Annotated in this window: 15 protein-coding genes and 1 pseudogene; 10 read left to right on the top strand and 6 right to left on the bottom strand. The window is 61.1% G+C overall.

Annotated elements, in window-relative coordinates:
- Window positions 1-41: 41 nt before the first annotated feature.
- Together NVV94_RS00800 and NVV94_RS00795 are read right to left on the bottom strand one after the other, a co-directional pair.
- Complete coding sequence (locus NVV94_RS00800) at window positions 42-788, bottom strand: LytTR family DNA-binding domain-containing protein (protein WP_258445379.1); 747 nt, start codon at window positions 786-788, stop codon at window positions 42-44.
- Complete coding sequence (locus tag NVV94_RS00795; RefSeq protein ID WP_309304291.1) at window positions 785-1,852, bottom strand: sensor histidine kinase; 1,068 nt, start codon at window positions 1,850-1,852, stop codon at window positions 785-787. The genes NVV94_RS00800 and NVV94_RS00795 overlap by 4 nt, the downstream gene beginning before the upstream one ends.
- 167 nt (window positions 1,853-2,019) lie before the next feature.
- On the opposite strand from NVV94_RS00795, the gene argH reads away from it, so the two are divergent.
- Complete coding sequence (argH, locus tag NVV94_RS00790) at window positions 2,020-3,414, top strand: argininosuccinate lyase (RefSeq protein WP_258445377.1); 1,395 nt, start codon at window positions 2,020-2,022, stop codon at window positions 3,412-3,414.
- A gap of 61 nt (window positions 3,415-3,475) precedes the next feature.
- On the opposite strand, the gene NVV94_RS00785 is transcribed toward argH, so the two are convergent.
- Window positions 3,476-4,135, bottom strand: coding sequence for a glutathione S-transferase family protein (locus NVV94_RS00785; protein ID WP_258445376.1), 660 nt, complete (start codon window positions 4,133-4,135; stop codon window positions 3,476-3,478).
- A gap of 124 nt (window positions 4,136-4,259) precedes the next feature.
- Here NVV94_RS00785 and NVV94_RS00780 point away from each other — a divergent pair, with 124 nt between their 5' ends.
- The 3 genes and pseudogenes from NVV94_RS00780 to NVV94_RS00770 all read left to right on the top strand — a co-directional run.
- Window positions 4,260-4,568 (top strand): hypothetical protein, encoded by a 309-nt coding sequence (locus NVV94_RS00780; protein WP_258445375.1) that lies wholly within the window; start codon window positions 4,260-4,262, stop codon window positions 4,566-4,568.
- A gap of 210 nt (window positions 4,569-4,778) precedes the next feature.
- Window positions 4,779-5,027: a TIGR02647 family protein gene (locus NVV94_RS00775; protein WP_258445374.1), complete on the top strand. Its 249-nt coding sequence runs from the start codon at window positions 4,779-4,781 to the stop codon at window positions 5,025-5,027.
- 180 nt (window positions 5,028-5,207) lie between these two features.
- Window positions 5,208-7,457 (top strand): annotated as a pseudogene (locus tag NVV94_RS00770) (class I adenylate cyclase); the annotation flags it as partial.
- 19 nt (window positions 7,458-7,476) lie between these two features.
- On the opposite strand, the gene rnk reads toward NVV94_RS00770, so the two are convergent.
- The 3 genes from rnk to cyaY form a co-directional block, all read right to left on the bottom strand.
- Complete coding sequence (gene rnk / locus NVV94_RS00765; RefSeq protein WP_258445373.1) at window positions 7,477-7,887, bottom strand: nucleoside diphosphate kinase regulator; 411 nt, start codon at window positions 7,885-7,887, stop codon at window positions 7,477-7,479.
- Window positions 7,888-8,020: 133 nt separating this feature from the next.
- On the bottom strand, window positions 8,021-8,263 hold the full coding sequence (locus tag NVV94_RS00760) for a DUF1289 domain-containing protein (RefSeq protein WP_258445372.1): 243 nt from the start codon (window positions 8,261-8,263) through the stop codon (window positions 8,021-8,023).
- A 4-nt stretch (window positions 8,264-8,267) separates the two neighbouring features.
- The gene (gene cyaY, locus NVV94_RS00755) at window positions 8,268-8,600 is read right to left on the bottom strand and encodes an iron donor protein CyaY (protein WP_258445371.1); all 333 of its coding nucleotides are present in this window, start codon (window positions 8,598-8,600) and stop codon (window positions 8,268-8,270) included.
- A gap of 288 nt (window positions 8,601-8,888) precedes the next feature.
- Here cyaY and lptM point away from each other — a divergent pair, with 288 nt between their 5' ends.
- From lptM to NVV94_RS00725, 6 genes are read left to right on the top strand one after another with little or no spacing between them, the layout of a single operon-like run.
- Window positions 8,889-9,035, top strand: coding sequence for an LPS translocon maturation chaperone LptM (lptM, locus tag NVV94_RS00750; protein ID WP_258445370.1), 147 nt, complete (start codon window positions 8,889-8,891; stop codon window positions 9,033-9,035).
- A gap of 9 nt (window positions 9,036-9,044) precedes the next feature.
- Window positions 9,045-10,292: a diaminopimelate decarboxylase gene (gene lysA, locus NVV94_RS00745; RefSeq protein WP_258445369.1), complete on the top strand. Its 1,248-nt coding sequence runs from the start codon at window positions 9,045-9,047 to the stop codon at window positions 10,290-10,292.
- A gap of 4 nt (window positions 10,293-10,296) precedes the next feature.
- A complete protein-coding gene (dapF, locus tag NVV94_RS00740) occupies window positions 10,297-11,127 on the top strand; it encodes a diaminopimelate epimerase (RefSeq protein WP_258445368.1) in 831 nt (276 codons plus the stop codon).
- A 13-nt stretch (window positions 11,128-11,140) separates the two neighbouring features.
- The gene (locus NVV94_RS00735; RefSeq protein WP_258445367.1) at window positions 11,141-11,878 is read left to right on the top strand and encodes a DUF484 family protein; all 738 of its coding nucleotides are present in this window, start codon (window positions 11,141-11,143) and stop codon (window positions 11,876-11,878) included.
- A 2-nt stretch (window positions 11,879-11,880) separates the two neighbouring features.
- The gene (xerC, locus tag NVV94_RS00730) at window positions 11,881-12,780 is read left to right on the top strand and encodes a tyrosine recombinase XerC (protein WP_258445366.1); all 900 of its coding nucleotides are present in this window, start codon (window positions 11,881-11,883) and stop codon (window positions 12,778-12,780) included.
- The gene (locus tag NVV94_RS00725; protein WP_258445365.1) at window positions 12,777-13,472 is read left to right on the top strand and encodes an HAD family hydrolase; all 696 of its coding nucleotides are present in this window, start codon (window positions 12,777-12,779) and stop codon (window positions 13,470-13,472) included. The genes xerC and NVV94_RS00725 overlap by 4 nt, the downstream gene beginning before the upstream one ends.
- Window positions 13,473-13,489: the final 17 nt, after the last annotated feature.

Below are 13,489 nucleotides of genomic sequence, written 5' to 3'. Positions count from 1 at the left end.
GGGGTGGCCGTCCCTGGCCCACGCTGCCTCCACGCCCCGCCCTAAAGCTGCTGCATCATTTTGCGCACGCCCGCCACATGGCGGCGGCTGACGATCAAGGCATCGCCATTGAGCCCCTTGAGGTACAGCTGGAAGTGCCCCAGCGGTGTCCGTTGCAAGCGTTCGATACGATCGCGTGCCACCAGAGCGTTGCGGTGGATTCGTACAAAACGATCACCAAACTCATCTTCCAGCGCCTTCAAAGGCTCATCCAGCAGGACCTCGCCCCCTTCATGGCGCAGGGTCACGTATTTGTGGTCAGCGATGAAATAGATCACCTGATCCAACGGAATCAATTCGATACCTTTGCGGGTACGCGCACTGATATGACTGCGCGGCCCGTTCCCACTTTCGGCCGCCGGGCGCGTCAGGGCTGCCAGCTGCACACGATTGGGGCGCTCGGCCTTTTTCAAGGCATCAAGCAAATCCTCGGCCCGCACCGGCTTGACCAGGAAGCCGACAGCACTGACCTGAAAGGCGTCCACCGCGAATTCATCATGGGCGGTACAGAACACAACGGCGGGCGGCGCTTCGCGCTCGCACAGTTTCGCTGCAACCTGAAGGCCATCGAGGCCAGGCATGCGGATGTCGAGCAAGACCACATCCGGCTTGAGGCTTTCTATCAAGGCCAGGGCCTCTTCACCATTGCTGGCACTGGGCTCCAGGACCGTGTAGCCCTCGAGGTCGCTGACCATTCGGCTCAAGCGCTCGCGGGCCAGGGGTTCGTCATCAACGATCAGGACATTCATATTGCGCTGGATTCCTGCGTGGGTCTCGCACAAGGATAGCGTAGACAGGTGAAGTGACGACCGTCACGGCGATCCACGCTCAGACTCGCGCGAGGCCCAAAAAGTGCCGCAAGCCGAGCACCAATATTTAGCAGTGCTTGCTGAGTACCGCTCGAAGCCTGCAGCACCGCAGCTTCGTCGTAGGGATTGCTGACACACAATATGAACACTCCCTTTTTATAGTCCGCTTCAACCCTGACCACGCCACCGTCGATTCGTGGCGCTATTCCGTGGACCAGGGCGTTCTCCAACAACGGTTGTAAGGTTAGCTGTGGAATCGGTAGATCATCGGGAATTGTGTTGATCCTCCAGTCCAACTGTAGACGCTTGCCAAGACGATATTGCTCAATCGATAAATATCGTTTGGCAAGCGCAACTTCTTCCTTCCACAAAACCAGGCTTGTGGGCTTGCCCAGGCTCGCTCGCAAGAGATCGGACAAGTCGAGCACCGCCTGTTCGGCCTTGCCCGGGTCGCTCGCCACCAGGCTGGCAATGCTATTGAGCGTGTTGAACAACAAGTGCGGTTTGATCCGTGCCTGAAGTGCTTCGAGCCGGGCGTGCAACTCGGCCTGCTCTTGCCTTCGCCACTGGCTTTGAAGATAAAAGTAGCGCAACAACAGTGAAGCGATGATCAGGCTCATCAAGCCATGACGAAGATATCGCTGGGCTCGACCTGCATCGGAGTTTCCTGCGCCCACCCCGAAGTAATCGGCAATCGCGGTACAGGCCAGGGTCAAGGCAATGACCAGTGCACAACACAAGGTACCGGCAAGGCCCGCGCTCAGTCGCGCCAACCAGCGGCGCAAACCACACAGCAGCGCCGCCGACAGCAACACCAGCCATTGCACGAACAGCGAGGTCAGGCCCAGGCGCACCCAATCAAAGCCAGGTTGCATCGGTTGCGACAACTCCAGCACCAGCACCAGCAATTCAGCCAGCACTACAAGCACCAGCAACGCCTGCGGCTGACACAGTTGCGGCAGGAAAAACGTTGCGGTGGGCGCAGACGCACGCCCCGGTTCCATCCATTTTCTCGACATCGTCCCAGTCTGCGCAGCTGCGCGGACAGCAGCAAGCGGGTGAGCCAGGGCAACTCGCAACAAAAAACCACCGACCACTGAACACCGACGCCATTGGCAACCCTGTTATCATCTGTGCCAATTTCCCGTTCACGCCTTCAACGAGCGAATCCATGAGCACTGACAAGACCAACCAGTCCTGGGGCGGCCGCTTCAGTGAGCCCGTCGACGCCTTTGTCGCCCGCTTCACCGCCTCCGTCAACTTCGACCAGCGCCTGTATCGCCACGACATCATGGGGTCGATTGCCCACGCCACGATGCTGGCCAAGGTCGGCGTCCTCACCGATGCCGAGCGCGACACCATCATCGATGGCCTGAAGACCATCGAGTCCGAAATCGAAGCCGGCACCTTTGACTGGCGCGTCGACCTCGAAGACGTGCACATGAATATCGAAGCACGCCTGACCGATCGCATCGGCATCACCGGCAAGAAGCTGCACACCGGACGCAGCCGCAATGACCAGGTCGCCACCGATATCCGCCTGTGGCTGCGTGACGAGATCGACCTGATCCTGGGCGAGATCACCCGCCTGCAGAAGGGCCTGCTGGAACAGGCCGAACGTGAAGCCGAAACCATCATGCCCGGCTTTACTCACCTGCAGACGGCTCAGCCGGTCACCTTCGGCCACCACCTGCTGGCCTGGTTCGAAATGCTCAGCCGCGACTACGAGCGCCTGGTCGATTGCCGCAAGCGCACCAACCGCATGCCACTGGGCAGCGCTGCGCTGGCGGGTACTACCTATCCGATCGACCGCGAACTGACCTGCCAACTGCTCGGTTTCGAGGCCGTGGGTGGCAATTCGCTCGACGGCGTTTCCGATCGCGATTTCGCCATCGAGTTCTGCGCGGCCGCGAGCCTGGCGATGATGCACCTGTCGCGTTTCTCCGAAGAGCTGGTGCTGTGGACCAGCGCGCAGTTCCAGTTCATCGACCTGCCTGATCGCTTCTGCACCGGCAGCTCGATCATGCCGCAAAAGAAAAACCCGGACGTTCCCGAGCTGGTGCGTGGCAAGAGCGGTCGCGTATTCGGTTCGCTGATGGGCCTGCTCACCTTGATGAAGGGCCAGCCGCTGGCCTACAACAAGGACAACCAGGAAGACAAGGAACCTCTTTTCGACGCCGCCGACACTCTGCGCGACTCGCTGCGGGCCTTTGCCGACATGATCCCGGCGATCAAGCCGAAGCACGCCATCATGCGTGAAGCGGCGCTGCGCGGGTTCTCCACCGCCACCGATCTTGCCGACTACCTGGTGCGTCGCGGCCTGCCATTTCGTGACTGCCACGAAATCGTCGGCCATGCGGTGAAGTACGGTGTGGAGTCGGGCAAGGATCTGGCGGAGATGACCCTGGACGAGCTGCGTCAGTTCAGCGACCAGATCGAGCAGGATGTATTCGCCGTACTGACCCTGGAAGGCTCGGTCAATGCACGCAACCACATCGGCGGGACTGCCCCGGCACAGGTCAAGGCAGCGGTAGTCCGCGGCCAGGCGTTGCTGGCCAGCCGCTAAAAACGCTGAAGCCCGATCGCCGCTTTTGCAGCCATCGGGCTTCAGGCTTGTGACTCAGTACTTACTTCCTGGCGCTGACCATTGCAAGAAAGGCCGGCATCGCCGCGTCCTTGTCGCCGGCAATGCGCTGCACGTTCGGGTTCTGTCCCAGGCGCTCAAGCAGTGATTTGGCTGCAGGCAACCCGGCAAGAAAATCCAGATCGAAGAGCTTCTTCCCGACCGCACAGGCCAGGTCGACGCTATACAGGAAGTACAAATCCGCCACGCTCAGGCTGGAGCCTGCCACATACGGTGCGAATTTGGCGTGCTGCCCCAGCGAAGCGAACCCCTGCAGCAATTCGGCCTTGGCCTTCTCCTTGATCGCCTCGGGCACCGGCGTGCCGAAAAACGCCTCGCCATAGCAGGCGCGAGCGGGCAATTCGATATACAGCTCGATCTCTTTGGCCAACGCCATCACCTGAGCCCGCTGGAACGGCTCGATCGGCAACAGCGCCTTGCCGCTCTGGGTCTGCTCCAGGTACTCCAGGATCACGCTGGTTTCGTTGACAAACCCTTGTTCGACGCCCAGCACCGGGACCTTGCCGCGTGGGCTGATGGCAAGTGCCTCCGGGCTTTGGCCGGCAAAAAACGGCACTTCCTCAAACGGCAGTCCCTTTTCCAGCAGTGCCAGTTTCACCATGTTGTAGTAGTTGCTGACCGCAAATCCATAAAGCTTGAGCATCACATAGCCTCCAGGCCGTGCAGGGGTTGGCAGCACTCTTTATAGAACGGCGAACCGGATCTGACCAGCAGCATCATCGGCCTGAATGCAGGTAAACTGGCTGCCTTTCCTTGAGGAGCCTGCCATGAGCGAGCCAACCCCCGGCACCAACAAAGACAACGACAACGACAACGACAACGACGAAGAAGCGTTCGCCGAAAACACCTTGATCGAAGCCATCGAAAATCAGATCGAGAGCGACAACCCGCCGGCGGCCAAGGCGACCTTCAACAAGTTGACCCTGGTCGGCTACGAGCGTGAAGAAATTCTGCAACTGATGGCCCACGTTCTGGCCGTCGAGATCGACGCGATCCTCGAAGAAGACCGCGCGTTCAACACCGAGTGGTACGAAGCGGCGCTGCGTGCACTGCCAGAGTTGCCTCCAGAGAAGTAGCAGTTCTGACGCGGCGCGGGAAACAATCTGCAGCAAATCTTCCAGAGCCTATCTACACTGGAAGCACCCCGCTGCCGCAAGACTTGCGGGGTTACCACGACGGGCCGCCACCCAGGACAGCAAAAGCGTTCAGTGAACACTGGACAGGCTGACAAAGTGCGGTCACCTTAGGGGCGCTGTCGCCTAATTCCTAGAAAGTCTGGAGTCCTTATGTCGTATACCCCTGAGTTGGTTGCCGAACTGGAAATCCTTGCACTCTTCAACCTGGATAATTCCCAGGAAGGCCTGAAAATTCATCAGACCGCTGCCCCAACTGCCATTGCCGCTGCACAACGCCTGTACAACAAGGATCTGATCAGTCAGCCCGATGGCGGCTATCTGACCAGCCTGGGTCGGGACGCCGCCGAGCATGCCCAAGGGCTGCTGACTATCCTGGCCACCAATAAAGAAACCGCGTAGCCCCCCATATCGCCCACGGGATCCCTTTTGACAGGATTCCGAGGGCACACTATCGCCGCGCGATAGAAATCTGACGTCAAAAAATCAAATTCAACTTAAGGTGGGTCAGCCTTCGGCTGTAAACTGCGCCTCGCACGATGACTGACCACTGCGGACCAGGATGGCCTGTTTGAGTTTGAGATGACGCGCACCCACGAAATTCGCCCCGATCTGGATGCTGGCATTGACCGCAAGGTCCTCGGCCAATTGCGCGCGCGCTTCCTGAAACTCAACCAGGGACGTCTGGACCGGGCCATTGAGGGGTTGTCTACACGCCAGCAACTGGTTCTGAACCTGCTGCCACTGTTTTACCACGTCAACCACCCGCTGCTGCCAGGCTATGTCTCGGGCGTGACACCCGCCGGCGTGTCGAATTTCGAGCCTGGTTCAGAGGTTCTGGCCGAAGCCCAGCGCCTGACTCGCTCGTTCGCCTACAAATCACGCCAAAGCAACGGACTTCGGCCGATTCACGGCCTGTTTCTGATGGGCAGCCTCGGCACCCTGGCCCAGGCCGAGCAAAGCGACATGGACGTCTGGGTCTGCCATGCCGCGGGGCTGAGCCATGATGAGCTGGCAGAACTGCGCCGCAAATGCCAGCTCCTGGAAGCCTGGGCGGCCAGTCAGGGTGCCGAAGCGCACTTCTTCCTGATCGAGCCAAGCCGGTTCGTGCAAGGCGAGCGTGATGCCACGCTGAGCGCCGAAGACTGTGGAACCACCCAGCACTACCTGCTGCTGGACGAGTTTTACCGGACCGCAATCTGGCTCGCGGGCCGTACACCCTTGTGGTGGTTGGTGCCGGCCTACGAAGAGGCCCGCTATGCCGAGTACACTCATGCACTGATTTCCAAGCGTTTCATTCGCGCCGATGAGGCCCTCGACCTCGGCCATCTGGCGCACATCCCGCCAGGGGAATTCGTTGGTGCGGGACTCTGGCAATTGTTCAAGGGCATCGAGTCGCCCTACAAATCCGTGCTCAAACTACTGTTGACGGAGGTCTACGCCAGTGAACACCCCCAGGTGCAGTGCCTGAGCCTGCGTTTCAAGCAGGCAGTGTTTGCCAATCGGCTCGATCTGGACGAACTCGACCCGTATATGGTGGTGTACCGCAGACTTGAAGAATACCTGGTTGCTCGCGCCGAACCCGAACGCCTGGAACTGGTGCGCCGCTGCCTGTACCTGAAGGTCAACAGGAAACTCAGTAGTCCGTCACGCCAGCGCACTGCCAGCTGGCAACGCCGGTTACTTGAGCGCCTGGCGCACGAATGGGGCTGGGATGAACGCCAGCTTGCCCTGCTCGACAGCCGCAGCCAGTGGAAAGTCCGCCAGGTCGGCACTGAACGCCGTGCGCTGGTCAACGCGCTGAATTACAGCTATCGCTTCCTGACCCGGTTCGCCCGCGAGCAGGAAGCCACCAGCCTGATCACCCGGCGCGACCTGAATGTGCTGGGGCGGCGCCTTTATGCGGCGTTTGAACGCAAGTCCGGCAAAATCGAGTTCATCAACCCCGGCATCGCCCCGGACCTGGCCGAAGACACCCTGACCCTGGTTCAATCGCCCAATCGCAAGGAGCCGGGGCATACCCACTGGGGGCTCTACAGCGGCAACCTCAACAGCCATGAGTGGGAACACTTTGCGCCGATCAAGCGCTGCCGCGAACTGCTGGAACTGCTCGCCTGGAGCCATCGCAACGGGGTGATCGACAGCAGCACACGGCTGGCCTTGCATCCAGGCAACAGCGACTTGAGCGAGCATGAGCTGTTCAATCTGCTCGGCAGCCTGCAACAGTCCGTGCCCCTCCCCCTGCCCATGGTCGCCGAGGAGCAACTGATGCGCCCCAGCGAGCCCGGCGAAGTGCTGTTACTGATCAACGTCGGTGTCGACCCGCTCAAGCATCATCGTGACTTGAACATTCTCATGACCACCGAACGCACTGATTCCCTGAGCTATGCAGGCGTGCGGGAAAACCTGGTGCTGACGCTCGACCAGGTGACACTCAACAGCTGGAATGAACTGCAGGTCCATCGCTATGACGGCGAGCATGCCTTGCTCGAGTGCCTGCGCGACTACCTCAACAGCCTGGCCAACCCGCACGCACCTCCCCGGCTGCGGGTCCGCTGCTTTTGCCATAACCGCGCACAGGCCATCGCCTTGCGGGTCGAAGAGGTCATCCACACAGCCCAGGCATTGCTGGCCGAGGGCCGCAATCACCGTTACCTGCTCCAGGTTCAGAAGCACTATCACGTACTGGAACTGATCCCGGGCCAGATCAAGCATGTTGCCTTGACCAGCCAGGCAGCGTTGCTCGACTACCTGTGCGAAGAGCGGGCCAGCCATAGCCCACTGCACCTGGATAGCAACGCGCTGGAAGAACATGACCTGGCGCTGATTCTGCAGGTCTGAGGACGGAATCTCAGCGGTGGTACTCGCCCGCGGCTTCCGGCTGGTATTCGACTTCGATCAGGGTCAGCTTGAGGGTCTTGCCACCCGGGGCCGGCCAGTCGATCTGCTCGCCCACCGACAACCCGAGCAAGGCACAACCGATCGGTGCGAGAATCGAGACCTTGCCTTCGCCACCGGCATCCTGCGGGTAGACCAGGGTCAGGTGATAGTCCTTGCCGCTACTTTCCTCGCGGCAGTGCACGCGCGAGTTCATGGTCACGACACCGGGCGGAACTTCATCGTGGCCGACGACCTTTTCGGCGCGGTCCAGCTCGGCTTGCAGGGCTTTGACGCCCGGCGCCGATTCATCGAGGCTGCCGATCAGGCGCTCGAGACGCTGCACGTCCAATCGGGTGAGGGTGAGTGAAGGTGCGGTGTTCATGATCCAGGCGGACTCCTTTTTTCTGGGCGACATAAAGAAAAACCCCGCCCAGAAGGCGGGGTTTTACAGGCTTCGCGATGCAATGTAATTCTGACACTAACACAGACCTGCAAATACACAAGCGGTCAGGTTGTTACAGAGAATCACTACTCCTGCCATCTGCCGCCTGACGCCGTTGCAGAGCGCTGCGACAAATCTGCCGGCGCTGCTCGTCGTCTGCCGAGCGCCACTGACGGATGTCTTCGACGTGACGGAAACAACCGCGGCAGACCTTCTGCTCGTCCAGGCGACACAAGCTCACGCAAGGTGAAGGCACGGCCGGGCTGACATTGCTGTACAGCGGCTTGGCGGGACGGTCTGAAGCGGTTTTGGTCACGACTTCAGAGCCCCTCGAACTCAAGCTTGATGTCGGCCTGCTCAAGAACGATGCGCTCCAGCATTTCACCGAGCTGCTCTTCGCTCTTGTCGCACATCCAGCGCTCGCTCTCTTCGTCGTAATCGAAATGGAAGCCACCGGAACGCGCAGCCAGCCATAACTGGCGCAGAGGTTCCTGACGACTGAAAATCACCTGGCTGCCGTTCTCGAACTTGACGGTGAGCACACCGGCCGAACTTTCCAGATCGATATCCAGTTCGCTCTCTTCGAAAACATCCTCCAGCGTCTGCTGGGTGGCATCGACCAGGTCGTGAAAACGGGCTTCGGTCAAACTCATTGCAAGAACCTCGAAAAGTGTCTGTTCACGCTGCAGCGCCGCACGATACGAGTGTGCCGTGACGAATGCAAAGGATACCGACCATAGGCCGAGTCATGACAGGAAAATCGATGTTGCCTGTCATGGTCTCATCGCTGGCACGCGGAGCGCCGCCCGGCCAGCTCCCACAGAAGATCGACCAGGCGCGAAGCGCTCGAGGCCCCGCCGGACGGCCAGCAGGCCGCATAGGCAATCCGCCGGGGGCTGGGTATACTCGGCGCAATTACTGCATATTCAAAGGATTTCGCCATGAAGCGCCTGATCTCCTCCCTTGCTGCGCTCCTCGCGGTCGCCTGCCTTGTTTCTGCCTGTGGTCAAAAGGGTCCGCTGTACCTGCCCGATGACAGCAAAACTCCTGAAGAACAAGCCAAGTCGCAATCGCACAAGTCTTACTAAGGGAACACCATGGACGCTTTTAACTACCGCGACGGAGAACTGTTCGCGGAAGGTGTCGCTTTGTCGACCATCGCCGAGCGCTTCGGCACCCCGACCTATGTCTATTCGCGCGCGCATATCGAAACCCAGTATCGCGCCTACGCCGATGCCCTGGAAGGCGTTTCCAGCCTGGTCTGCTTTGCCGTCAAGGCCAACTCCAACCTGGGCGTGCTGAACGTCCTGGCACGCCTGGGCGCTGGCTTCGACATCGTTTCCGGCGGCGAACTGGAGCGTGTTCTGGCAGCTGGCGGCCGTGCCGACCGGATCGTTTTCTCTGGCGTCGGCAAGACCCGCGAAGACATGCGCCGCGCCCTGGAAGTCGGCGTGCATTGCTTCAACGTCGAGTCCACCGATGAACTCGAGCGCCTGCAGGTCGTGGCCGCCGAGCTGGGCGTTCGCGCGCCGATCTCGCTGCGGGTCAACCCGGACGTGGACGCGGGCACGCACCCGTACATCTCCACCGGCCTCAAGGAAAACAAGTTCGGTATCGCCATCGCCGATGCCGAGGACGTGTACGTTCGTGCCGCGCAGCTGCCGAACCTGGAAGTGGTCGGTGTCGATTGCCACATCGGCTCGCAGCTGACCACCCTCGAACCCTTCCTGGACGCACTCGATCGCCTGCTGGGCTTGATCGATCGCCTGGGTGATTGTGGCATTCATCTGCGCCATCTGGACCTGGGTGGCGGTGTCGGCGTGCGTTATCGCGATGAAGAGCCGCCGCTGGTTGCCGACTACATCAAAGCCGTGCGCGAGCGCGTGGGCGATCGCGACCTGGCACTGGTCTTCGAGCCGGGTCGTTACATCGTGGCCAACGCCGGCGTGCTGCTGACTCGCGTCGAGTACCTCAAACATACCGAGCACAAGGATTTCGCCATCGTCGATGCGGCCATGAACGATTTGATTCGTCCGGCACTGTATCAGGCCTGGATGGACGTCAAGGCCGTGCAACCCCGCGATGCAGAGCCTCGCGCTTATGACGTGGTCGGCCCGATCTGCGAAACCGGCGACTTCCTGGCCAAGGACCGTCAACTGGCCCTGGCCGAAGGCGATCTGTTGACCGTGCATTCGGCCGGCGCCTATGGCTTTGTGATGAGCTCCAACTACAACACGCGTGGCCGTTGCGCCGAAGTGCTGGTCGATGCCGAACAGGTATTCGAAGTGCGCCGTCGTGAAACCGTGGCCGAGCTGTTTGCTGGCGAAAGCCTGCTGCCGGAGTGACCCCATGCTGCTGCGTTTTACCAAGATGCATGGGCTGGGCAATGACTTCATGGTCCTGGACCTGGTCAGCCAGCATGCACACATTCTGCCCAAGCATGCCAAGCAATGGGGTGACCGACACACCGGCGTCGGTTTCGATCAACTGCTGATTGTCGAAGCACCGAGCAACCCGGATGTCGATTTCCGCTATCGGATTTTCAACGCCGATGGCTCGGAGGTCGAACAGTGCGGCAATGGTGCCCGCTGCTTCGCCCGCTTCGTGCTGGACAAGCGCCTGACGGCGAAAAAGCGCATCCGGGTCGAGACCAAAAGCGGCATTATCGAGCTCGAAGTTCGCAGCGACGGCCAGATCAGCGTCGACATGGGGCCACCGCGCCTGATTCCGGCAGAGATTCCGTTCCAGGCCGACGCCCAGGCCCCGAGTTATTGGCTGGATGTCGACGGCCAGGCGGTAGAGCTGGCGGCCGTGTCGATGGGAAATCCGCATGCCGTGCTGCGTGTTGATGACATCAACAACGCGCCGGTGCATGAGCTGGGGCCGAAGATCGAAAACCATCCGCGCTTCCCGCAGCGGGTCAACGTCGGCTTCCTTCATGTGATCGACCGTCAGCGTGCGCAACTGCGCGTCTGGGAACGTGGCACCGGGGAAACCCAGGCCTGCGGCACCGGCGCTTGCGGCGCAGCCGTGGCCGCCATCAGCCAGGGCTGGATGGATTCACCGCTACTGATCGACCTGCCTGGCGGACGCCTGTCCATCGAATGGGCGGGCCCCGGCCAGCCGGTGCTTATGACAGGCCCCGCCGTGCGGGTCTATGAAGGACAGGTTCGTCTATGAGTGAGCAAAACCAATGACCGATCAGCCTCAAGCCCCAGCCGATAAGCCCAGCGAGCAACCCTCTGAAAGCTTGACGCCAGTACTGGAGGCCGATGCCGTCGCTGAGTATTTGCGCGCCCATCCTTCGTTTTTCGTCGAGCACGACGACCTGCTGCCGGAATTGCGCATCCCTCACCAGCGCGGCGACACCGTCTCGCTGGTGGAGCGCCAGCTGAAACTGCTGCGCGAACGCAATATCGAAATGCGCCATCGGCTCTCGCAGTTGATGGACGTGGCGCGGGACAACGATCGCCTGTTCGAGAAGACCCGCCGCCTGATCCTCGACCTGCTCGACGCCACCAGCCTGGAAGAAGTCGTGATCGCAGTGGAAGACAGCTTGCGCCAGGAATTCCAGGTGCCCTTTGTCAGCCTGATCCTGTTCAGCGAGACCGCCACTCCGGTCGGGCGCTGGGTCAACAGCAGCGAAGCCCAGCAAGCAATCGGCGGGCTGCTCTCGGGCGGCAAGACCGTCAGCGGCACCCTGCGCGATCATGAGCTGGATTTCCTCTTTGGCGAAGAACAACGCAAGCAGGTCGGCTCAAGCGCCGTGGTGGCGCTGACCCATCAAGGCCTGCATGGCGTGCTGGCGATCGGCAGCCGTGATCCGCAGCACTACAAGAGTTCGGTCGGTACCTTGTTCCTCACTTACATCGCCGAGGTCCTCGGGCGTATCGTGCCACGCTTCACCAGCACCTTGCGCCCGGCTCGCTAACCATGGAGGCGCACCTGGAGGCTTTCTGCGCGCACCTGCGCAGCGAGCGTCAAGTGTCGGCCCACACCCTGGAAGCGTATCGGCGCGATCTGAACAAAGTGCTCGCCTTCTGCGCCAAGGAGCAGGTGAGCAGCTGGGACGCCCTGGAAATCCAGCATCTGCGCCGCCTGGTTGCGCGCCTGCATCAGCAGGGCCAATCCTCGCGCAGCCTGGCCCGCCTGCTGTCAGCCGTACGCGGCTTCTACCGCTATCTAAACCGCGAAGGGCTCTGCAGTCACGACCCGGCCAATGGCCTGAGCCCGCCCAAGGGCGAGCGGCGCCTGCCCAAAACCCTCGACACCGACCGAGCGCTGCAATTGCTCGATGGTGCTGTCGAAGACGACTTTCTGGCCCATCGCGACCAGGCCATCCTCGAACTGTTCTATTCATCCGGGTTGCGCTTGAGTGAGCTGACCGGGCTTAACCTCGAACAATTGGATCTGGCCGACGGGCTGGTTCAGGTACACGGCAAAGGCAGCAAGACACGTGTGCTGCCCATCGGCCGCAAGGCCCGCGAAGCCTTGCAGCTCTGGCTGCCACTGCGTGCCATGAGCAACCCGCAGGACGACGCTGTATTTGTCAGCCAGCAAGGCCGTCGCCTGGGCCCGCGTGCGATCCAGTTGCGGGTACGCGCCGCGGGCGAGCGCGAGCTGGGGCAAAACCTGCATCCGCACATGTTGCGGCACTCGTTTGCCAGCCATTTGCTGGAGTCGTCCCAGGATCTGCGTGCGGTCCAGGAAATGCTCGGCCATGCCGACATCGCCACCACCCAGATCTATACCCATCTGGACTTCCAGCACCTGGCAACGGTATACGATAGTGCTCATCCTCGAGCCAAACGCAGTAAGGGCACTGATTCATGACCATTAAGCTGATCACCTTCGACCTCGATGACACCCTGTGGGACACCGCACCGGTGATTGTCAGCGCCGAAGCCATTCTGCGCGACTGGCTGGCCGAGCACGCCCCGAATCTCGGGCCGGTACCGGTCGAGCATCTGTATGCAATCCGTGAGCGACTGGTACAGGCCGACCCGGGCCTCAAGCACCGGATCAGTGCTCTGCGCCGCCGGGTGCTGTTCCATGCCCTGGAAGATGCCGGGTACGATCCTTCCCAGGCACAGACACTGGCCGACATGGGCTTCGAGGTGTTCCTCCACGCCCGCCATCAGATCGAGGTCTTTCCCGAGGTCCAGCCGACACTGGAAATACTCTGCCAGCACTACACCCTCGGCGTGCTCACCAATGGCAACGCCGATGTCCGGCGCCTGGGCCTGGCTGACTATTTCAAGTTCACGCTCTGCGCCGAAGACCTGGGTGTTGGCAAACCCGCTCCTGAACTCTTCCGCGAAGCCCTCAGCCGCGGCCAGGCGGATGCCAGCACTGCGGTGCATATCGGCGACCACCCCGGTGACGACATCGCCGGCGCCCAACAGGCGGGCATGCGGGCGATCTGGTTCAACCCCCAGGGCAAGCCCTGGGAGGCCAACCGCGCGCCGGATGCGGAGATTCAGAGCCTGAGGCAGTTGCCCGAGCTCCTCTCCCGCTGGGCGTGATGCAATCTGTTGTAGCC

The organism is Pseudomonas sp. LS1212, from assembly GCF_024741815.1.
GTDB lineage: Bacteria > Pseudomonadota > Gammaproteobacteria > Pseudomonadales > Pseudomonadaceae > Aquipseudomonas.
Note: the sequence above shows the minus strand (reverse complement) of the source record. Positions and strands in the feature narration are given on the sequence as shown.

Coding starts and splice junctions, on each gene's coding strand:
- dapF (WP_258445368.1), top strand. CDS start 10,297: ATGCTGCTGCGTTTTACCAAGATGCATGGGCTGGGCAATGACTTCATG.
- lptM (WP_258445370.1), top strand. CDS start 8,889: ATGAAGCGCCTGATCTCCTCCCTTGCTGCGCTCCTCGCGGTCGCCTGC.
- NVV94_RS00785 (WP_258445376.1), bottom strand. CDS start 4,135: ATGCTCAAGCTTTATGGATTTGCGGTCAGCAACTACTACAACATGGTG.
- NVV94_RS00795 (WP_309304291.1), bottom strand. CDS start 1,852: ATGGAACCGGGGCGTGCGTCTGCGCCCACCGCAACGTTTTTCCTGCCG.
- NVV94_RS00725 (WP_258445365.1), top strand. CDS start 12,777: ATGACCATTAAGCTGATCACCTTCGACCTCGATGACACCCTGTGGGAC.
- lysA (WP_258445369.1), top strand. CDS start 9,045: ATGGACGCTTTTAACTACCGCGACGGAGAACTGTTCGCGGAAGGTGTC.
- xerC (WP_258445366.1), top strand. CDS start 11,881: ATGGAGGCGCACCTGGAGGCTTTCTGCGCGCACCTGCGCAGCGAGCGT.
- cyaY (WP_258445371.1), bottom strand. CDS start 8,600: ATGAGTTTGACCGAAGCCCGTTTTCACGACCTGGTCGATGCCACCCAG.
- NVV94_RS00775 (WP_258445374.1), top strand. CDS start 4,779: ATGTCGTATACCCCTGAGTTGGTTGCCGAACTGGAAATCCTTGCACTC.
- NVV94_RS00735 (WP_258445367.1), top strand. CDS start 11,141: ATGACCGATCAGCCTCAAGCCCCAGCCGATAAGCCCAGCGAGCAACCC.
- NVV94_RS00800 (WP_258445379.1), bottom strand. CDS start 788: ATGAATGTCCTGATCGTTGATGACGAACCCCTGGCCCGCGAGCGCTTG.
- rnk (WP_258445373.1), bottom strand. CDS start 7,887: ATGAACACCGCACCTTCACTCACCCTCACCCGATTGGACGTGCAGCGT.
- argH (WP_258445377.1), top strand. CDS start 2,020: ATGAGCACTGACAAGACCAACCAGTCCTGGGGCGGCCGCTTCAGTGAG.
- NVV94_RS00780 (WP_258445375.1), top strand. CDS start 4,260: ATGAGCGAGCCAACCCCCGGCACCAACAAAGACAACGACAACGACAAC.